General features: G+C 44.4%; 17 protein-coding genes. 14 read left to right on the forward strand and 3 right to left on the reverse strand.

Annotated features, from left to right (window positions below):
* Positions 1-148: 148 nt before the first annotated feature.
* The 12 genes from I8J29_RS16500 (at position 149) to I8J29_RS16555 (ending at position 16,899) form a co-directional block, all read left to right on the forward strand.
* Positions 149-1,732 (forward strand): CpaE/TadZ family protein, encoded by a 1,584-nt coding sequence (locus I8J29_RS16500; RefSeq protein ID WP_208848637.1) that lies wholly within the window; start codon positions 149-151, stop codon positions 1,730-1,732.
* 16 nt (positions 1,733-1,748) lie between these two features.
* The gene (locus I8J29_RS16505) at positions 1,749-2,654 is read left to right on the forward strand and encodes an SAF domain-containing protein (RefSeq protein WP_208848638.1); all 906 of its coding nucleotides are present in this window, start codon (positions 1,749-1,751) and stop codon (positions 2,652-2,654) included.
* A 14-nt stretch (positions 2,655-2,668) separates the two neighbouring features.
* Complete coding sequence (locus I8J29_RS16510; RefSeq protein ID WP_208848639.1) at positions 2,669-3,916, forward strand: CpaE/TadZ family protein; 1,248 nt, start codon at positions 2,669-2,671, stop codon at positions 3,914-3,916.
* A gap of 11 nt (positions 3,917-3,927) precedes the next feature.
* Complete coding sequence (locus I8J29_RS16515; RefSeq protein WP_208848640.1) at positions 3,928-5,343, forward strand: ATPase, T2SS/T4P/T4SS family; 1,416 nt, start codon at positions 3,928-3,930, stop codon at positions 5,341-5,343.
* Positions 5,334-6,260 (forward strand): type II secretion system F family protein, encoded by a 927-nt coding sequence (locus I8J29_RS16520; protein ID WP_208848641.1) that lies wholly within the window; start codon positions 5,334-5,336, stop codon positions 6,258-6,260. Before I8J29_RS16515 ends, I8J29_RS16520 begins: the two co-directional genes overlap by 10 nt.
* 15 nt (positions 6,261-6,275) lie before the next feature.
* Positions 6,276-7,148, forward strand: coding sequence for a hypothetical protein (locus tag I8J29_RS16525; RefSeq protein WP_208848642.1), 873 nt, complete (start codon positions 6,276-6,278; stop codon positions 7,146-7,148).
* A gap of 11 nt (positions 7,149-7,159) precedes the next feature.
* On the forward strand, positions 7,160-7,306 hold the full coding sequence (locus tag I8J29_RS16530) for a hypothetical protein (RefSeq protein ID WP_208848643.1): 147 nt from the start codon (positions 7,160-7,162) through the stop codon (positions 7,304-7,306).
* 14 nt (positions 7,307-7,320) lie between these two features.
* Entirely contained in the window at positions 7,321-7,509 is a 189-nt protein-coding gene (locus I8J29_RS16535; protein ID WP_090647720.1) for a hypothetical protein, read from the forward strand.
* A 229-nt stretch (positions 7,510-7,738) separates the two neighbouring features.
* Positions 7,739-8,200 (forward strand): hypothetical protein, encoded by a 462-nt coding sequence (locus I8J29_RS16540; protein ID WP_208848644.1) that lies wholly within the window; start codon positions 7,739-7,741, stop codon positions 8,198-8,200.
* Positions 8,197-8,820 (forward strand): hypothetical protein, encoded by a 624-nt coding sequence (locus I8J29_RS16545; RefSeq protein ID WP_208848645.1) that lies wholly within the window; start codon positions 8,197-8,199, stop codon positions 8,818-8,820. Before I8J29_RS16540 ends, I8J29_RS16545 begins: the two co-directional genes overlap by 4 nt.
* A 221-nt stretch (positions 8,821-9,041) precedes the next feature.
* Entirely contained in the window at positions 9,042-9,995 is a 954-nt protein-coding gene (locus tag I8J29_RS16550; RefSeq protein WP_208848646.1) for a copper amine oxidase N-terminal domain-containing protein, read from the forward strand.
* A 4-nt stretch (positions 9,996-9,999) separates the two neighbouring features.
* On the forward strand, positions 10,000-16,899 hold the full coding sequence (locus I8J29_RS16555) for a hypothetical protein (protein ID WP_208848647.1): 6,900 nt from the start codon (positions 10,000-10,002) through the stop codon (positions 16,897-16,899).
* 144 nt (positions 16,900-17,043) lie between these two features.
* On the opposite strand, the gene I8J29_RS16560 is transcribed toward I8J29_RS16555, so the two are convergent.
* From I8J29_RS16560 to I8J29_RS16570, 3 genes are all read right to left on the reverse strand, one after another.
* Entirely contained in the window at positions 17,044-17,706 is a 663-nt protein-coding gene (locus I8J29_RS16560; RefSeq protein WP_208848648.1) for a prepilin peptidase, read from the reverse strand.
* A 429-nt stretch (positions 17,707-18,135) separates the two neighbouring features.
* Positions 18,136-18,333 (reverse strand): hypothetical protein, encoded by a 198-nt coding sequence (locus tag I8J29_RS16565; protein WP_090647702.1) that lies wholly within the window; start codon positions 18,331-18,333, stop codon positions 18,136-18,138.
* 762 nt (positions 18,334-19,095) lie between these two features.
* Positions 19,096-19,308, reverse strand: coding sequence for an alpha/beta-type small acid-soluble spore protein (locus I8J29_RS16570; RefSeq protein WP_208848649.1), 213 nt, complete (start codon positions 19,306-19,308; stop codon positions 19,096-19,098).
* A gap of 259 nt (positions 19,309-19,567) precedes the next feature.
* Between I8J29_RS16570 and I8J29_RS16575 the strand changes: the two genes are divergently transcribed.
* Together I8J29_RS16575 and I8J29_RS16580 are read left to right on the forward strand one after the other, a co-directional pair.
* Positions 19,568-19,768 carry a hypothetical protein gene (locus I8J29_RS16575; protein ID WP_208848650.1) on the forward strand — a complete coding sequence of 67 codons (201 nt, stop codon included), beginning with the start codon at positions 19,568-19,570 and terminating at the stop codon, positions 19,766-19,768.
* Positions 19,769-19,778: 10 nt separating this feature from the next.
* Complete coding sequence (locus tag I8J29_RS16580) at positions 19,779-20,186, forward strand: YhjD family protein (RefSeq protein WP_208848651.1); 408 nt, start codon at positions 19,779-19,781, stop codon at positions 20,184-20,186.
* The last annotated feature ends 386 nt before the right edge of the window (positions 20,187-20,572 follow it).

A 20,572-nucleotide genomic window follows, 5' to 3' on the forward strand; every position in this document is an offset into this window, starting at 1 on the left:
CAGGATAATAAATTCTATTTACTCTTAGTAGTAAATCTTCCTGTCGAGACCTCCACTCCGGGCGGCAAAAGAAAAGAGGAGAACAGAATCCTATAGTAACGTATTAGTATATTAATTAATATATGAGTGTATGCGGGCAGGTGAAATCATGAGCTATCGTTTATTTCTTGTTTATGATGATACTGATTTTGAAGAATGGGTTATCGAGGAGCTTGCTGAATACGGAAGAGTGATACGGAGTATAGAGTCGTTGGACTTCTTTATTCCTCAATGGAGCTCACTCGATTCACCAGCGGATGTTATTATCATTCCCGAAACAGTTGTTCAATCCGATGAATCCTTCCAAAGAATATATCGATCTGTTCGTCATGAATCTCCGGGAACAGTATTCCTATTTATTCATTACAGAACCAAGGACGATTTAATTTTGCTGCTTGAGGCAGAAGGTAACGTCTGCATAAGTTTTGATGAATTAGACGCCGACTTGCTTGAAGCGAGTTTACGAGGACTAACAGTAGATCATATACCTAGGAAGCATTTACTCCAGGTTCCGCACATTTCAGAAATCCCAACCATGTTCGTTGAGAACGATGATTATATCGGTGCTGAGGAGGTTGAAGCTCAGCCGAGCCTCCAGAAAAATGACGAGGATGCTCCGCTTCCCGTAGCAGAAACGAATGAACCCTGGAGTATAGACCGAGAAGATGATGTAGTTTCAGAAAATAGCTTAATAGCAAATGATAACCGTCTTGTTGAGGAACCTATAGATTCTCTTGTAAAGCCCCAACAAGCGAAAACCAAAAAAAAGAATAGTACAGCAGAAGAGCAGAAAGTAAAGCTGCAGAAAATAAAAGAACGCATCATTATCGAAGAGAGAATTGTTACGATTCATGTACCTGTGCATTTTAATTCCATTTTAATTTCTGTTCTTAGCTTGTACCCTCGAGCTGGTGCAACTTTCGTTACCTCCAACTTCGCAAGAATGCTTGGAGAAAACAAGGTGCCAGTTGCGGTATTTGAACCAGTATTGTCGAGTATTGGTTCAACCTACTTCGAGCTTTTGCACGGTGATATGAATGCTCCAAAAGAATGGAAGTCCTGGGCGGAGCAAGTTCAGAAGAATGGATACATATCAAACGACAAATCGTGGCTCTCCCAAGGCGTTAATTGGATCCCAGCCAATGTACGACCAACTGAGAATTGGACAGACGAACAAACGATGAAGCTCTTAATAGCAGCAAAGCGATTTCCTGTTGCACTCTGTGACATCTCATCACATTACCAAGAGCCACGCTGCAAACAGATTTTGAGCATGTCAGATGAAATTTGGATAGTCACAGATGGGGATCCTGTGCAATTAAATCACCGTCTTCAACATATCGACGAACTAAGAATTGAATACCCTGGAAAACCCATGAAAGTAATCGGCAACAAATGGACCTGCTACATTAAGCAAAGCGAATGGAGGGAAGCAGTAATGTTGCCGACTCTTTCGCTGATTCCGGATCTCGGTAGTACTGTGATTAAGCTGGCATGGGATGGGAAACTTGCGTGGGATGACTTCAAACTCAAAAGCACGCTATTCTCACCGTTTAAGCCGATGGCAAGAGCAGTAATGGCTAAGGAAATATATGCATTACTGAAACAACATCATGGCTTAAAGGCGAAGCTGAAGGGGATCTTCTCTCAATTGAAAACGCCCGAAGATGAAGCCTTGCAGACAATTGAATAACTGAAAGGAGTAGGTTATGAATCGGAAATGGATCTCCGGCGCAATTGGCCTGTTGATTGTAGTAGGGTGTTCAATCGGGTTTTGGAAATACATGAATAGTATCGAGACCGATGTAACGACGATGCAAACATGGAAGCCGGTAAAAATGATACAACAAGGCCAACTTATTACATCAAGCATGATACGTGAAGTGTCGATACCGACAGTTCAACATATGGATAACGCGATCGTCGAGCAGAGTCAGATTATCGGAAAAAGAGCTTTAATACCAATCGGGGAGACTGAGGAATTCCTTTCGTGGAAGATCGGAGAGGACAAGCTTTACCCTTCCGGAGAAGACGAATATATCGGCTTCAATATTGATTTTGTTGGTGCGGTAAATAACATGGTGCGTCGTGGGGATAAAGTGGTGGCATGGGTGGAGTATGCGCAGCCAAAGGTGTTAGATGTTAGTGGTCATGAAATAAGCGAGGCTCAGCAGCAAGCTGTCCTATCTGTGGAGCCTTCGGCTGTGTTCACCAAAGTTTACACAAAGCAATTATTAAACGATCTTACCGTAGCTTATGTAAAAGATACAGAAGGCAATGAAATAATCGATGCAGACTTAGGTGGTCCAATATCGCTCCCAGGTAGTGCTGCACACCGTGACGAGGCAAGCGCGGATCATTATCGTCAGACCGCGACGGGAGTACCCGCGTATATTACATTTATCATGTCACCGGAAGAGTATCAAACCTTTGCGGCCGGAACAAAAGAGGGGACGATCCGGTTAGGTCTCCCCAATACATTGAGTTCATTTGGTACAATTACCAGCTTGCAAAGTGAAGCAAAGGAACCGTTGGTAGAGCAGACGACAAAAGACTCCTCTACTACTGGAAACTTAACGAATTCCACTCTTCCTTCAAATCAGGAGAGTCATTAAGGAGGAGTTTCAAGGTGAAGATTACGATTGCAACAACAAAGCCTGCATTGTCTGAATCCATTGGTGAAATCATTTTGAAAAGTGATGAAGCGGACTTCGCTTTCAACGAACAGGAATTAAAGAAAGCACTTAACAAGTCAGGAAACGATCTTGATTTTCTGTTTGTTCAAGAGGATATTTTCCGTTCAGAATATCCCTGGGAATGGATGAGCTTAATAAAAATGTCCGTGAATGCAAAGACACGAATTGTTGTATTAATTGCAGAGACAACAGATTCGCTGTATAAGGAGATCATTAAACGCCTTAGTATCGACCTCTGTATTTCCCTCCTACCAAACGGGCTGACAGCAAAAGAAATCGCAGATGAGGTGAGCAATCGACTTTATAGCCATGGAACAAAGCAACCTGGACATACAGATAGCAGTGGACGCCTAATAACCATAATGGCCGCCTCCCCTAAGGACGGTGCTACAACGATCGCAATTTCTACCGCCATTTGTGCAGCACAGAGAATGCCGGAAAAGAAGGTCCTTCTTGTAGATTTTAATCTCAAGAGTCCTGAAGTAAGGGACCATCTTAACCTTCAATCTGATAAAGGCTATCAAATGATCCAAGCGGATTGTGGATCGGGGACGCTCGAACAGACATCTCTCCTCAAGGTGTGCGATCAGCTCAAAAATGTGTCAAATCTATATATTCTCACCGGTATTCAACGTCGCGAATGGGCTGAAAAAATTACAATCGAGGAAATTAGTCACTTCTTGTTCATTGCGAAAAAGACGTTTGATTTGATAATCACAGACGTACACACGTTTCCTGATCAGGCAGCGACCTTGAAATGTATTAAAGAAGCCGATGACCGTCTAATTGTGGTACAGCCAATTGTAACGAGTTATCAATCATCCTGGAATGATTGGTACAACAGCGTTTGGCAGCACTATGGCCTAAAGGAATCGGATTTCCACTTAGTCGTCAATCGAGACAATAAAAATGCGTTGGACGGATTCGGAATTGAGAAAGCAGTGGGGGCTAAGATCGTCACCCGAGTCCAGAACGTTGAAAAGGGTGCTGGCATTAAGGCAATTAATTATGGTCAACCCCTTTATCTTAACTCGGACAATGATGTTGCTGGATTTAGAGAAAATGTTCTTCAATTAACAGCATGGATTGCAAAAAAAGCGAAGATTGAACTCCTGCCGTTACATACCGACAGTAAATCAGCGCTAAGAGGTAAACGAAAACTATTCAAACTATTTGGATAGGAGGGAAGACCATGATTCGGGTTTCAACATTGCCGCCCCGTCCACAGCGAATTAATTTCAGCATAGTTGAGCACCTTCAAAAGGAAAAAGAAGATAAGAGAAAAACAGCCTCCATACGAGGTTATCAGCATCGAACGCTCGAGGAAGTTGTGAAGATTGTGCAGGATCAATTGAAGAAAACAGATGGAACGGCGGAAGAGCAGGACGAACACAAGGAAATGATTCATCAAGCCGGCCTCGGCAATCCAATTGCGCAAGAGCGCGTGAAATCGATTATAAAGCAGATCATCTATGATCATATGCTTTATGCTTCGCTTGGCGAGCTACAAGAACGAATGAGTTTACCTGAAGCGGTCTTTGCCCTCACGGTTGGCGCTGGCTACATTGAGGACTTATATAAGGGAAAAGAGATCGAAGAAGTCCAAGTAAACGGAATTGACATATACATCATGCGAGATGGAGTATCAGTTAAGTTTCCACGGGTGTTTAACAACATGGATCAGGTTATTCGTCTTCAGGAAAGGCTTGCACTGTACGGCCGAGCTCGTATCAACGAGCAGCATCCAATCTGTCATACCTATATGTTCAATAAAGCACGGCTTACAATGACGCAGTCTCCGTATTCAGCCTTTCCGACAATTGCAATTCGGAATTTCATCCTTCGGGATCCAGAGTTGCATTCTACGTTGGTTGATCGTGGTACGCTGAATACGGCTATGGCAATGCTGCTTTCCCTGTTTGTAAAATATCATGCATCTATTATCGTAGCTGGGGGAACTAAAACCGGTAAAACGACTACATTGTACGCACTTGCCAAGGAAATACCAGTCCTTGAACGTGTGCTCTCCCTGGAAACAGAAATGGAGATGCGGTTAGATGAGCGTCTTCCAGGCCGTAACATTGTGCCATATCAAGCGGTTCCTGAACTAGGAATATCAATGGAGGATGCATTTTTACCGCTTCTTCGTTTAAGTCCAGATCGCATAATCATTGGCGAAGTTCGAGGTCCTGAGGCTTCTCAAGCTGTACAGGCTGCATTACGCGGACATGATACCATGGTGTCCCTTCACTCAAAATATCGGAGCATGATTATCACGGACATCATGGACATGGTTAAGCAAGATGGGCGAACACATGATGACAACCTTCTCAAGAACCGCATTGGCCGTGCATTCAACATTGTCATTTATCAGCGATTTGTCAAAGTGAATGAACGAAAAAATCTTCGCGTGATGACAGAAATCACAGAGGTCGTACCCACCGAAAACGGAGACATTATCATGCGCCCATTATATGAATGGAAAGCAGAAAAAAACGATTGGGTAAGGACGGAACACAAGATTAGTCATGAACTGATGGAGCACATGATGAGCTATGGTGCATCGGCTGAAGAGTTCACGGCATTGGGGCTATACGGATGCAACTGATTAATTTCGCATTTCTGGCCGCTTTTATCATTGGCGTCATATTTATCGTTGAACCAATTGTCGGCAGGCTAATGGTCGGATTTCTTGTCATGAAGCGAAGCCGATTTTACCAAAAGCGTAAGAATAATGGTCGATACCATACTAAGGAAGGCCATGCATCACGATATCATCCGGTCATGATGAAGCTTAACGATTACCTGAGCGTGGCAGAGGTTTCAATACCTGCAACCTACATTTTGGCCTTATGTTTACTCATCACGTTTTTTGTCTTCATCGTAAGCTTTAAAATGATGCCGGCGCCTGGATATGACATCATCATTGCCTTGTTATTTGGTACCGTTCCGCTTCTTTGGTGCTGGTCACGATTTCAGAAGAAGACGATAGCGATGGCATCTGTCATGATTCCCACCGTACAAAACTTTATTGGATATTTTACTGAGGCTGAGAACTTAGAAAGTGCTATCTACAAGGCAGCACGTACAATACCATTCGAAATCTCCAATGAGTGGAATCGCCTTATTATGGATTTGCAGACTGGAGAAAGGCCAGAAAAAGCACTGATTCAGTTTGCTGACCGTGTTGGGAACGATTGGGCCCATTATTTCGCGGACATCATCATTACACACGTAGATACCGGGGTCAACATTACTCCCTCGCTGTTTAAGTTGATTGGTGAAATGCAAAACTCCGAATACAACGAGGAAAAACGGTTGACCTTATTGACGGCTTACAAGTATGGAACCTTTATCATGATTGGCTTAGCAGCATTTGTTGTTTACTTCAATATAAGAATGGATCCGGAGAATTACGATTTTTACTTTCACACGTCAACCGGGGTTAACATCATCACGTTGTCTGTCTTCGTTCTCTTCATATCGTTTATAGGAGCGATGTACATGGGACGAAAAAAATTATGAGCAGGTGAGTAATGAATGGTATCTGTGCTTATTGGCGTTGGCTTTTCCGTAGGCGTAGGTTTAATTGTGTATTCGATGTTGTTTTCCGTCAAGTTAAAGAGAAGGCTTAGGATTCCATCTACGAGGATTAAAAGGAGGCAACTCTTTCAAGAAAAGTACGCGACTGCTGTAACTCGAGAAAATGTCAGAAAATCTAATTATAAAGTCGCACGAAGATTAAAAACCGCCGGTAATCCGTTCGGGATGCAAGTGTTTCATTACAATATGCTACGTCTTGCATTGCCGCTGGTAACCATCCTATTAATGTTCGTGCTGTACGAACTAAGAAATAGTTTGAATGGGTATGTGACCAACTTTCCCATCATTCCCTTTATCGTTATCGTGTTGCTCTCCTATGCGGCGCCCCCTCTCTTTCTAGTCATGCTTGCTCGACAGCGCCGAGAGGTATTAGCAGAAGAAATTGTTAAGTTCTCACATCGCTTAATTGTTTGCATGACTGATAAAATTCCCCTTTATTATGCAATACGTCGGGCGGGGAGGACCTGCAAGGTCCTCAAGCCTTATGTAGACGAGATGCTCATTGATTGGATGAACAATCCAAGAGCTGCCATTAACCAGTTTGGAGAACAGATTGGCATCAATGAAGTCCTTCCATTGACCAATACATTATTGGCTAGCTGGAACGCGCCAGAGGATAAAATCATCAACTTATTTCACCAACAGATTCGCAATATTGATACCATGCGAGATTTTCAAGTGAAAAAGAAGATTGAAGCCTCGCCTTTGCGTGTAACCTTTGTCATTTTGATACCTTTCTTAGTAACGGGCATTCTCTGTCTGTTGCCTTGGTATATGAGTTTCCAAGCGACTATTCAGCAAATATTTTAAGGGGGGATCCAGTGGAGAAAATCATTACAATCATCGTTGTGTGCATTATTGTTATTGGGCTTACATTCTGGGTTTTCAACAATCCAAATGGAATAGGGCCTGGGCTCGATCAAGGTGGAAGGAATGTCAAAGACAAGATTGTAGAAGCGACAAAATAAGGAGGTTTTTGCTGATGATTGACAAGGCAATTGGAATTTTTATTATTGTGGTGATCGGAATTGGACTTCTTTTTTGGGCTTTCAATAACCCGAATGGTCTAGGCAGCAGTGTCGATAGCGGGGCTTCTAAGGTTCATTCAAAAGTTGCCACCTTTGATTATAGCGGTGGAACGGCTCCAGGAGCCGGTCACACGGCGCCGTAATTAAGAGATGGACAAGCCTGTAATAATTATCATTACTGCGATTATCGTTATCGGAATATGCACATGGATGTTTTTAGGCCCTAGCGGTATGAACAATACCATAAAGAATGGCTATGAGAATTTGAAAACTGAGACGCGTTCTTATGGCTATAAGCCGGGTTCATAAAACAAAGAGGGAGAGCGAAAGCTTTCCCTCTCCATAATTAATTGGGAAGTAGCGGGTGAGAACATGATTGCAAGGCTGCTAGCTGGTCCTATTAAGAACGAAAAGGGAGTTTCAGATCTAATTGTGCTTCTTATTGTCCTTCCGATTTTCTTTGCAATCACGGTTATGATGGTTACCTTATTTACGTTTAAAATGAGACAGGCCAAACTGGACGATATCAAGGACCGGGCCCTTCAAATGGTTGAAACAGCTGGGTACTTGACACCTGCCATAGAAGACGATATTCGAACTAAAATGGCCAGTTTAGGCTATGATGCAGTAACTAAAAGCGGAACCAATTTTCCAACTTTCGCAGGTAGCACGATGAATAAAGTACGTAAGAACGATGCAGATCCGACAGTTAAACTTGTAATTCAATATCCCGCTTCAGATTTGGCGAAATTAATGGTCTTCTTCGGAGTGGCCTCGACGGAGGATCCAGGATACTTCTATCTTGAAGGCTATGGAAGAAGTGAACAAAAATGAAACCACTGAAAATTTTGGGTAACGAACGAGGCGGGGTTTCAATAATGATTTTCTCTATTCTTGCTTTGCTTTTTTCTGTAATTGTCATGGTGTACTGCCTTGATTATATATTGCTGTACAGTACGCAAAATAAACTAAAAAACGACTTAAATGCTGCGGTCCATGCTGGTTCGTTATCAATTGACGAAGTGGAACTTGCAGAGGGCAATTTTAAATTGGATACAATCACTCCAGGGATTAGCGCCCAGGACATGTTCTACAAATACCTTCGTTTAAATATGGGACTAGACCTTAACAATATTGCAGTTGCCGGCAGTAAATTAAAGCCGGGGACACCGGTCCATGTGGATGAGCTAGTCTATATTGATTATGAAGCAGGAACGCTATTTAACCTAGGAAAAAACCCGACTACATGTTCATACTCCCTCATAGCTTCACGCATAACATGTGCGGTGACTTTAAACAATGGGAGCTCTACAAAAATAACACGGACCATTGATGAGACAATCGTGGGTCCATCTATCGTAGCTGTTGTCGATACGATACATGAGAGTATTGGCTCGCTTTCCAATGAACCGTTATTACTACCGGCTGTACAGGAAGTATACTTTACTAAGTAAAGGTAGAATAGGTGTATTCAATTATGATATATAATCTAATTAATAAACTAATATACAACAATTATTTCGATGAATACCCATACGTACTCAAGTATTAACTTTTGAACGCCCATCATCGAGAGGAGAGTTGCAGCAATATCTCGCCATCTTGGATCATTTTACTAACTTCATGTGGTGACCGATATTAATAGTACTTATTACTTAACTTTTTGGGGGAAACGATGATGAATAAGAAGAGCTTAACAGGAGCGATTATTGCCACGGTGATGGCATCAAGTATCTTTAACGTTGGATTTGCTGCGGCTGCAGGGACGCCGGTTATGCGGCCGACTAATATGCCTATTAAGGTTTTATATAACGCGCGACAAATTGCTACGGACGTTCAACCAGTTAACGTCAATGGAACTGTTCTTGTCCCAATCCGGTTTGTCTCCGACAAGCTCGGGGGCAAGTTGACGCTGACCGGCAAAAAGATCAGCATTGTGAAGGGAAGCAGTAAGTTGGAACTAACGATTGGCTCTTCTTCGGCAACGATAAATGGAAAAGCAAATTCTCTACCCGTATCGGTTCGTGTGTCTTCCGGAAGGACATTGGTTCCTTTACGTGTTGTGAGTGAAGGCTTAAATGTCTCGGTTCAGTGGGATAGCGTTCTTCATTTCGTTTGGATTGGGAACAAATCAGTCCCGAAAATTGAAGACATTGCAAACCCGGTCAATATTAAGCCATATCTACCACTTTATAAAGGTAAGGAATATCTCGCTGCATATATAGAGGAAATGCCTTATTCAAAAGTAGCGGTACTAACAGAGGCTAGTTTCCCGTTCATTTTAGGAGCGCGAACATTCTATAGACTCGATATGGCATTCGATACTAATAATAATGCATACCTTCAGACATCTATAGTGGATAATACTTCAATCGGTTTTAAATACTTTTTTCTCTTAAATAACTCCATCGCCCGGTTACGTTCAGAAGCTAGATACTTGCGCACTTCTCCTCTTTCAGGAATTAGAATGAAATACCATCCAATTGTATCTTTGACTGACAAGGTAAACGATAACATCAGTAACTACGAGAGCTTAAGCATAAGGAACATCTCATACATCGGAATTCGTGAAGATTTTACTAAAAATAATGAACTTACTGCGATACTCATCAAGAATCCTTGGAGGTAGTAAATTGAGGTTTAGACATAAGAATAAATCTACCGCTATACTTCTATTGGTTTCATTAATTGTGTCTTTATTTTTTTGGCTTCAGTACATTGACACTGTAAAGGCAGCTGCAGGCAATTCAAATGTTACTCCAGTTAAGGAACTTGACCCTGTAACGCAGCAGCCTCTGCCTTCAAACAAACGCTATGCTGTTGCATTCGTATATTACGACATTTGGTCAAACTCTAGTGGTGAATGGATGACGTATAAGCCCAATGATACTAACGTCCCCATTACATCCCCCTATACATTTTCCTTTCCTGAAAGAACCGTTAAGGATGTTCAAGTTTATAGATTTGACCCAGCAAATTTGCGACAAAAAGATTTTTTCAATCGCTCACGTGCCGGTGAGAGCTGGAACGATTATGTGGATTGGGTTGGAGTCAATCCTTCCAACCCAATTGAATCTTCACCGTCAGGAATTAATTCAAGTACTGTTTCATTCAATATTTCTTTAACAGGAACATTATCCGCCATTAATCCATATAACATTCGAACTGAAGAATCGGACACTTGCAGCTCATGCTCCGAGAATGTGGTTGGCTTGCGATACTTCTTCCCAGTTCTTATCGAGTTCACACTCAATGGCAAGTATGAAGTACATCATAAGGACACAAACGGACAGTCGTTGGATTCCTTGTCTCCAGCCAAAATTGGAGACATGAATGCCGGTTCATCGTATCCTCCTACACCGGATGTCATTGCAGGGTACACATACGCAAATAAATACAAGAAGACGACCGACGGTAGTGATCCTGCTGAAGGCTCTTTTTTATCGGGAACACCGTCTATTGTGTACGACGGTCTCTTTGACACGTACAAAGTGAATTACTATTATGACAAGGTTTCTAACGATGGCAAGGTGATCATAAAGCACTTTGACACCAACAATAACAGCCTCGACGGTATCGCAGGGCTCAGCGATCGGGAACAGGTGCTGAAGGAAGGGACCTCCTATTTATTCACACATGACGCTCCAACCGCTGGCGCTGGCTATGTATATGCTGGTTACAAAAAATCCACGTCCGGCAGCATCCCAAGTGGCTCTAATAATTCCGGCGAGTACACGCTTGGAACGTATACGAAAGCAACTTTCCCGAATCCTGTATATCTATATTATTACTACGATGTCGATTCTACGGTAACGGCCGGAGAAATCAACATTCGGCATATGGTCCGAATCGGACCGAACGGTACATATACCCTCGCAAAGCAGCAGACCATCCCGGTCGCATCTCTACCGTTCGGCGCAGGCTACAGCTCAGACAGTACATACGGCGCAGTCCAGGGCAGTAACTTATCTTATGTTGCCTACTCCAACACGGTAACGGTTAAGACCAATCAATCGGTGACGGTCAATTCAACAACGCCAAAAGCGTACGTCTCATTCTTTTATGAAAAGCCATTTGATTTTACCGGGGATTTCGATGTCATTCCAAGCACGATTCCCTATAAAGATTCATTTAGGCTGCATCCAAGGGACTTTCAATTAAAGGGCTGCACCTACATTTCGCACCGATTCAAGATTGAACGAAATGGAACGTGGGTTGGAGATCCGGTCACAGGCCAAACAACGGATTCGACATTCACGTTTGGTAATTATCCATGGGTGATCGGGGTCGGCGTGCATAACGTCTACATGCAGATTGTGACGAGCTGCGGCACGTCAGATTGGATCGGCCCCAAGCCACTTACAGTGACGGGGCCGACCGTCAATAACCCGCCAACATTTGAGATCGGCTTCGTCGATCCCGGCCAACCTACGAAACCGTTGCATCAAGTGGTGGAGGGAACGACGCTCAATTTGATTTTTATCAACGATCCGACCGTACCGACGCCGAACGATCCGGACGGAGATTCGATTTACTTTATGGGATTCGATTTCGCGGCCGGTTCGCCCTTTGTCCAATCGATTCCATCCAAGAGCATTGAATATGTTGACGGGCAGCATAACGTAAAGATGGACACGTTAGGGTACCAATACGTGTGCGCGCAGATGCGCGACGAGTGGGGCGCGACCGCAGATGCTTGTACATATATTGAAGTCGTCCCAAAAAATCCGGTTCCCGTCATCGACTGCCCTCCAACCGTCATCGCGAACCATCCGATTCCTGATGGTGCAATTAACAGCAATCGCAGTTACAGTCCAATTACGTATTTAAAGATCGACCACAGCCGCGATGAATGGACGAACAAGCAGACCAGCTATCCAAATCCGGGCACGACGGATACGACCGTACAGGTCTCGTTATCTGTCTACGATGAGAATGGCTTGAAATCGCTGACGCCGGCGACATGTACGATCATCGTGAAGCCGGATCTCCCGCCGGTCGCCAAACTCGTCGTTCCGCCGTTATCGGTCCGTGGCACGGAATTGGACTTGTTGAATAAATCGATGAGTCCGGATGCTGATGCGATTGTGAAAGCAGAATACAAGTACAAATATGACGCGAACAACAACGGCTTTGGGGATGATACATGGCAGACGGCAAACGGCACGCTTGTTAAGCTTCAGTTTACTCCGTCGAAGGTCGGCAAGTACCTGTTCTACTTGAAGGTAACGGAGGAGTACGGACAGTGGGATAATACGGATTCTGATCCACCTACAACGCTGACGCTCGATGTTGTGAATAATGCACCGGAAGTCTCCTTTGAGATGGAAGGGAACAATCCGAATCCAAACCTTGATCCGTATACAAGCATTCAACCGGAAGAGATGGTAAAATGGCCGGTTTATGTGCCGGGTACCAATAATTTGGTTTACAACACCAACAACTTGTGGCGGACAACGACAGGGAATATGATCAGCGGGGAAGGACGGAACTTCGGCCAACAAACGGATGAAGCGTATCAATATTCGATGACCCGGTTCAGCCGAACGCTCTCTTCCTATCAGGCTTATCCGTTAACGAACAACGGATTTGGCTCAAACGAGCTAAACCCTTGGAGATCCACACTGCAGTCCACCCTCGTCACCAATCTCTTAAATAAAAAGGGCGACGGACTTCTGACTTGGTATTATAATCCGCCTAAGATCCGGTCTACTAAAAAGCTGTTGATCTATGATTATCACTATACAACAAGCAACTATAACTCCAATAACGGGTCATGGACCTACTATTATGACGATGAGTTTTTCGCACTTGATCCGCATAAGCTATCGCCGATAAAAGATGTGTTCGGTGATTGGGGATCAGTCTCTCAAGCGTACACGAACGGTGATCCAAACGCTTATGTGCTGACCAATTCAAGCCTAGGCGGCAGCCGAACCGTAGATGTATTGTTTGATGGCACATTGAAGAAAAACGTCAACATCTATATGAAGGATGCACCGCAATATGAACTAGCCGATCAGTATTTGTACATTAAACGGAATTGGGAATTCGGAAAGGATTCAATTTCGGACATTGGTGTGTTTGATGTCCGAACGGGGAAGGAGCTGTCCAGCACCTTCATTAATACAACGCTCGACCAATATTATTATAATAAAACGGCCTTCAGCGGCATGGATTTTTGTGGTGTACAAGGTAGCAGTGTCATTCTCTGTACCGGGACAGCCAATGAAGGTGAAAATCACTTCAAATTAAACCGGGACATGTCCATGGTTGAGCTGCCGTCTTGGACGAAACCAGCGCCGATTAATCCGGCAATCAAGACAATGGACATGCCTACTTATATCGCCGTAGCGAGCATGACCGACGCTGCCGGTAACATCTACCGACTAGAGACGTATGCCAATTTGGCCTACAACGCTGGCTACTATGATCTGAATGTTGCGAAATATAACTCGGATTACTCGCTCGCTTGGCGGCAATACATTGGTGATTCTATTCGGAACGACCCAGCGGTTAACGGTCAAAGCATCGGCGTGACGCCAGCAAACTCGTTCCTCACCGCGTATTCCTACCCGGAGACGCGAGGCGGTTTCTTCTTTAATCCAGTGAAGAATGAACTGTATGCAAAGGTTTATTACGATCATACAAGGCCCGGTGATGTCCTCCCCATGTTATACGAACGCGTTTTCGTCCTCAGCAGCTCTTCCGGTGCGATCAAACGTAAAGCAGATTCGTTAACTGGCGACGACATGACGATGTACCACTATGGCGGAAGCGATTTTGGGCCGTACACGCAGTTCTCGACAGACTTTGCGGGAAATCTGAAGCAGAAGAGTCGGCTTAGTCAAACTGCGGACGGATACAGCACCAGTTTGGGAGAAGGCGTCACCTGTGAAGGCATGTCTACCATGTATTCGATCTATGGTAAAAATACCGTGTACGATGCTTCAGGGAAGGAAACTGGTACGGTGTCCACTGGCTGTAATTACTCGACACAGCCAATCTACGGTGCCTATTACATGGACGGCGTGTACGTCACACTATCCCAAGCCAATCAGTCGTCAAGCTCCGATCAGGGGACGTATTCGAATACGCTGCGCATGACCGTTTCGGTCGGTCAGCCGACAACGAATCCACTCCTCTTTAAGCCATTCACGAGTGGTCAGTTTTACTCGCCATTCTCGCTTTCCGATGATGAAGTGAAATTCTACTTCAAAATTGATGACGTGGATTACGATAACGAGTGGATCGGATTCTCCTTTCGCATGAAGGATCGGCAGAATGGCTATGCGCTCGAGACGGATGGGAACAAGATTGAGCTGGTGAAGTACGTCGGCGGCACGCGAACCGTACTTAAATCGCAAGCATATCCGCTGCTCAGTCAGAAGACGTACGCGGTGAAACTGCAAATGAACGGCAGTCATTTTGTCGTGTTTCTCGACAACACGCCCCTGTTTGAAACGGATGACGAAACGTATACCGTAGGTCGTTTCGGTTATTTCTCGAACAAGTCGTTCGTCACGTTCAGCGGGCTTGCGTATAAGCCGCTCGTGCAGAATGACGTTTGGTCCGATCAGTATGCGATTTGGGACGAAGGATCGGCAAAAGCGGAAATTCAGTACAACAACATCGTATTTAGTGATCCGGAGAACGACCCACCGGCTGGCGGTGTATACGATTGGTCCGTGAAGCATACCGTACGTTTCATTCACAACCAGGGCGTCTCGGCACTGAACGGTAAGACGTTCCATAATGCACAGCTCACATTCGATAAGGTCGGGGATTACCTCGTCACTCTAAAGGCAAAAGACGATCCGAATCCGGACTACCTCTCGCCGAATGACACGTTCGCCGACTACCGGAAAGCATCGAACGAATTCACCAACAAAATCACGGTGCACCGCCGGCCGATCGCCAAGTTCACGCTGGACAGCGACGCACAGCACAAAGTACTGTGGACCGATTACAGCTACGATCCGGACAGGTATTTCAGCAGCACAGACTATTCGACCGAGGATACCGGAATCGATTACAAGGCGACCAAAGGGATTTTGAAGAAACGGTTTTATTACGTCTCACCAAGCGGCGTGTATAAAGAAGCGAAGCTAACCGCGCCGCAGGAGCGCGGCACGTACGAGGTCGGCATGGCGGTCGCTGACGAGTATGGCGCCTGGTCGGATTGGTACGTCGTCCTGTTGCCGGTGACAGACTTGGCGCCGCCGAACGCGCCGCCGGTTCCGGGCTTTACGTCCGATCACATCAATACGTTCCGCGGCGTGCCCATAACTTTCGATTCTACGGCTTATGATGCTGAAGACGGCGACCGTACGAAGGTGCCGCATGAATACTATCTTTCAAATGCAACGACTGGCGGAGCAGAGACATTCGCAAACGATTCCCGAACAACTTGGACGAAGAGCTTTAGCAGCATGGGGAGCTTCAAGGTCCGTCAGGTAGTGACAGACTCCGATGGTGCATCGGCGGAATTTAGTCTGCAGGTGAATATCGTGAACCAGAAACCAGGGGCAGCAATCACCGTGCCAGAAAGTGTCGATCAGGCTAACCCGACAAAGTTAACCGTGCTTAGACCGGATTTTCAATGGAACTATTGGGATCCAGACACCGACGCTCAGTCTCAATTCCAAGTTAAAATCTATAAGTATGGTGGCGTGTTGCAATATGATTCCGGCGTTAAGACATCGCATGCGAATGATTGGGTTCCTGGTGCCGATCTTCCAGAGCACGTAAACATGTACGTCATTGTCCGTGTTTTCGATGGATACGACTGGAGTGATTACAGCGATCCGCACTACTTTTTGATTGAGACGAACCGACTGCCTACTGCCAGCTTCAATTGGTCACCGAAGCCGGTCTATGAAGGCGACACGGTTAAGATCTCGCAGGCAATTGACGATCCGGATAAGGATACCCTTAGTGCTCAATACGAAGTTACGGATCCGGATGGCCCAAAAACAACGTACCCTTATACATTAGATAGTCCGTACGCGATAACCGGGCCAACGCTTGTGGGGCCGAAGGTCGGAGCCTACACAGTGAAACTTACGGTAACTGATGGGAAAGCACCGCCCGTTATCGTGACGAAAACTATTCAGGTGTTGCCGCTGTCCATTCAGGGACAAGTGAACCATACGCCTCAATGGGATGAACGCAGGATTGCATTTAATATGGATAAATCCGGTACACAAGATAGCCCGCGTGGGTACAGCGTTTTTTGGGCGGGGGAGAAATTTATTCTTACAGCTCAAACAACGGATACCGGAACCGCGACTAAAGCGACTGGCGTTGAGGTGTCCATGAATGGGGTAGAGGTCAATCTTGCAGCGGACAATGCGCAGCAGATTTCCTGGAGCGGAAGCATGTGGCAGAGTAACTTTGATGAACTTACGGACGGTCCCTATGTTTTTTCCTTTGTTGTGACCTATTCAAATGGCGTGAAGAAAACAAGCAATATGACGATTACCATTAAGGACAGCATTTGGGACGAGACTGCAACACACCGCTTGCATTAGAAAACAGCCCAGGGGATATGAATTTATCCTCTGGGCTGTTTGTTGTCATTAAGCCATGGCAGTGGGATGATGGTAAACTTCAATGCTGCTTTTAGTTAAAAAGGTAGCCGATCATCCTGACTGGCTGCCCGTGTGATGTAACTTCTATAGCATCGAGTGTACGCTCCAATTAAGAAATGAGGATCCCCATAAATAACTAACGAGTGATGCGACAGCAATGAAAGGACCGAACGGAACAACAAATTCTTGGCTGTGTTTTTTCGTCACCAGAAGAAACAAGCCGGCAATAAACCCTGCAAAACTGAAAAGTAACACAGAGAGGATGCTTAACTTTAGTCCGAGCACGATACCGGTCATAGCCAGCATCTTAATATCACCGCCGCCAATCGAATCTCTTTTCGAAGTCAACTGGATGAAAAGGGCTATCAGATAAAAGACTCCCGCTCCAACGAGGGCTGCCAAGACATAGTTTAATAAAGGAAGCGGGTGTATGCATAGTCGAAGTATCATAGCGACTAGAATCCCAGGTAGCGTCACTATGTCAGGTATGACTTTGTGAAATAAATCAATGAAGCAGATTCCGACTAAGACAATAGCAAAGGGAATGGCGATAAACCACTCAGCAAAGCTATGAATCGAACAAACACATAAGCAAAGGCAAACGGCTAACATGAATCGGATCATCAATGAATAGGGAGGAGGAGAGCTCGGCTTTTCTGCAAATCGAACTGATATGTGATTAATATAGCCTCCAATCCAAAAACCAAATGCAGCTGCCGCAGGTAAGGAAATAAAGAGGTGATTCATTCTAGGGGCTCCTCAGCATCCTTGAAGAGGAGGTAAGGTAAAAAATCTCCAACATCAAGTTCCTTATGTAGTTTCGGGATGCCAATCACAAACGCAATGGAATTATTACCTTTTCAATAAGGAGGATGTATGGATCAAATAAAACTATAATTGAAAATCAACCATATGTGAAAAGAGTTATGATGTTTACCAATACAACTCGCTTGAAGCTTCTGCAAGATCATGAAGGTATCCAAATAGCCAATAGGCAAAGACATTTCGGAAGCATTGAAAAACAAGCAGAGCAGACCCTGCTTATTTTTCGGTGTATTTTTTTCGAGAAAATGGAGGATATGTGATGGAAATTTGACATGACTGGTAATAATTCAGAATGTATGGGGAGCAGCGCATCATTAATTTATTTTACTGGAGAAAGTTAATCAAAGCCGCTTACCGGACGTAGAACCGGCAGGTGGCTTTTGTATAGTACATGCCGTTGATTTTGACGGCATCTTTATTGAGCTCCTGAATAGGGCCGCCGTAGTCAGCTATCTCGCCGTCATCGTACTTTACCATGACCGGTAGCTGCGCAAGCTTGGCGCGTTTAAGATCGGTCTCAAGGTAGAGCTCTTGGCCTACGCTGAACATGTAGATCGCCTCCTGTTGACACTACTCGCCACTTTTGATGAGGTTTCCTTTCACCAGTAGCAGGGTGATTGATTCTCAATTATGAATGCATTTTAAGCGCGGACTAAATGTCCAGTTGTTTTTGCCTGTTCGAGTCATATAGTCTTTCTTCTACCGTCGGGCTATAAGCCCACAAGGAATTAGACAAACCAATTAGATACGCCAAGCCCTACGTACACGTTCCATTGAATGAACCTTAGCTTGTGGCACTTCTTTGACTTTGATAATCACCATTCGACCACTTCCTTGAATGTTTATTCCTCGATATTCTTTGGTTTACTATTATATACTATTATATTCTTTTATTGTCCTCTAAGAAAGTAATCGTAGGTCACTCTTCTCTAAGGCTAATTCTTATCCCATAGATTCTAAGAGGTGTTCGAGATTAATGAGCAGCGAAACGATACAAAATCTAAAAGCCAGGCCATTGTAAGTTAGTTTGTCATTACCAGACATAAGATTGGTCGATAAAATAAAAAAGGCGATATGTAGGACATATCGCAAAGTGAATCGTGACATCTTTTATCATACATTAAAAACAAAATTTGTATACTCAAATTTGATCCATCGAATTGATCTTAACAAATGCAGGATCCTTACTACATTTTCCGGCAACTTTTTGAGCGATACAGCTCAGCCTATCACCAGGCAAATCAATGCTGACCGATGCATAAAAGAGGGCTGCCTCAATTCGAGGCCGCCCTGTTAGCGGTTTGAAAAATACTAACGAAAGTTATTTGCTCCGCCAAGACTCTGTTCGGCGATTTGGACCAATCTGCGGGTTATGGATCCACCGATCTTTCCGGCATTATAAGTAGTTAGGTTGCCGTTATAGCCGTCAGGTGAAAGCTGAATACCCAGTTCTTGAGCAACTTCAAATTTCAGTTGGTCTAGAGCATGCGAAGCTTGCGGTACAACTAAATTGTTTCTTGCCATTTTGTTGACCTCCTATTTTTGGGATTGAAAATAATTTCCCCAGTTTGGACTGTTATATACCTTGATGAAATACTCGCCGGTTGTTTCGGTTTTTTTAAAAACCGTTTGCAAGGACAAAGTAGAGGAATACTATAAACCCTGTGGGAACCAACGGTACGGAAGGTCTCAGGTCAGACCTATTGCATAAAAATACCTCTTGCATGACAAACGTATGTTCTGGTTATAATAAGATCATACGTTCGTACCGGAGGGGATTGCGTTGAAACTCGAAAAATATATAGGACATACATTACAGATTGTCTACGTTGATCGGCGCGGTCAAATTACACAGCGAAATATTGAAGTAAAATCGCTGGCTGACGGTCAGATCCGGGCGTATTGCTTAACATCAAAAGGACCACGCGTATTCGCAATTGAAAATATACTGGCGTTTGAATTGGTGCATCGCTATGCAGGATAAATTCGCAAAAATGATTACGACTGAAGAGCGCGGTCTCGTCAGAGACAACATCATATTGCTCAAAATGCTCGAGATGATTGATCTTAACCGCAATCAGATTGAAAATTCGACGAATCTTTTACGCCCGATATTCCTCAAAGCAGCTGATCGTTTGATTGATTTAATACTTGCCGATCTGAAAAATATTCGTATGCAACTGCGGAAGGCAAATATCAAATGGTGGGAAGCCGAACAAAAGGATTTGATTCTTAACTATCACATCGTTTGCCGGGGGTTCGAGGATACCTTTGGGATGACCAGGGACGTTGCAAAGACGCAGCTCTCGATTAAGTTTGGGGAGTATTTCGCTCTGGTATCGGAGCCATTTAAGGCCCGCTCCATCGTGGATGTAGAAAGCGTTGCTTCGAACACAGTCTGACTACCGCCCAATGTGATGCAGTATAAATTGCACCAAGTTCGAAAGGAAACGTTATTTGGCCTTGCTGTAATAAAAATTTTTGAACTGAAAAAGCTACCGTCCTGTTGTTATTTAAGGGCAGGGCGAGGGTGTAATGATCTCCGTTGCACTGCTTGCTATGGTCATTCTTTACTAGTATCCTAAGAATAACCGAATAACTAGAACGGAGAAGCACTTCAATGATTGCCTGGAACAGGCATCATTTGAAGTGCTTGTTTTTATTCGGTATTAAATTACATCACCCTCACTAGCACCACTAAATAGGTTGAGAAATGATCGCAAACGGCATATTGGCACCGGCGACACCGTTAAGCTTCGGATCCGCAACCTGCACAGGCTGCATCGCG

Source organism: Paenibacillus artemisiicola, from assembly GCF_017652985.1.
GTDB lineage: Bacteria > Bacillota > Bacilli > Paenibacillales > Paenibacillaceae > Paenibacillus_Z > Paenibacillus_Z artemisiicola.

What these genes read in the sequence shown, in the direction of transcription:
- I8J29_RS16520 (WP_208848641.1), top strand. Translation starts at nt 5,334, where the DNA reads ATGCAACTGATTAATTTCGCATTTCTGGCCGCTTTTATCATTGGCGTC.
- I8J29_RS16560 (WP_208848648.1), bottom strand. Translation starts at nt 17,706, where the DNA reads ATGAATCACCTCTTTATTTCCTTACCTGCGGCAGCTGCATTTGGTTTT.
- I8J29_RS16565 (WP_090647702.1), bottom strand. Translation starts at nt 18,333, where the DNA reads ATGTTCAGCGTAGGCCAAGAGCTCTACCTTGAGACCGATCTTAAACGC.
- I8J29_RS16540 (WP_208848644.1), top strand. Translation starts at nt 7,739, where the DNA reads ATGATTGCAAGGCTGCTAGCTGGTCCTATTAAGAACGAAAAGGGAGTT.
- I8J29_RS16500 (WP_208848637.1), top strand. Translation starts at nt 149, where the DNA reads ATGAGCTATCGTTTATTTCTTGTTTATGATGATACTGATTTTGAAGAA.
- I8J29_RS16580 (WP_208848651.1), top strand. Translation starts at nt 19,779, where the DNA reads ATGATTACGACTGAAGAGCGCGGTCTCGTCAGAGACAACATCATATTG.
- I8J29_RS16515 (WP_208848640.1), top strand. Translation starts at nt 3,928, where the DNA reads ATGATTCGGGTTTCAACATTGCCGCCCCGTCCACAGCGAATTAATTTC.
- I8J29_RS16570 (WP_208848649.1), bottom strand. Translation starts at nt 19,308, where the DNA reads ATGGCAAGAAACAATTTAGTTGTACCGCAAGCTTCGCATGCTCTAGAC.
- I8J29_RS16535 (WP_090647720.1), top strand. Translation starts at nt 7,321, where the DNA reads ATGATTGACAAGGCAATTGGAATTTTTATTATTGTGGTGATCGGAATT.
- I8J29_RS16505 (WP_208848638.1), top strand. Translation starts at nt 1,749, where the DNA reads ATGAATCGGAAATGGATCTCCGGCGCAATTGGCCTGTTGATTGTAGTA.
- I8J29_RS16545 (WP_208848645.1), top strand. Translation starts at nt 8,197, where the DNA reads ATGAAACCACTGAAAATTTTGGGTAACGAACGAGGCGGGGTTTCAATA.
- I8J29_RS16525 (WP_208848642.1), top strand. Translation starts at nt 6,276, where the DNA reads ATGGTATCTGTGCTTATTGGCGTTGGCTTTTCCGTAGGCGTAGGTTTA.
- I8J29_RS16550 (WP_208848646.1), top strand. Translation starts at nt 9,042, where the DNA reads ATGATGAATAAGAAGAGCTTAACAGGAGCGATTATTGCCACGGTGATG.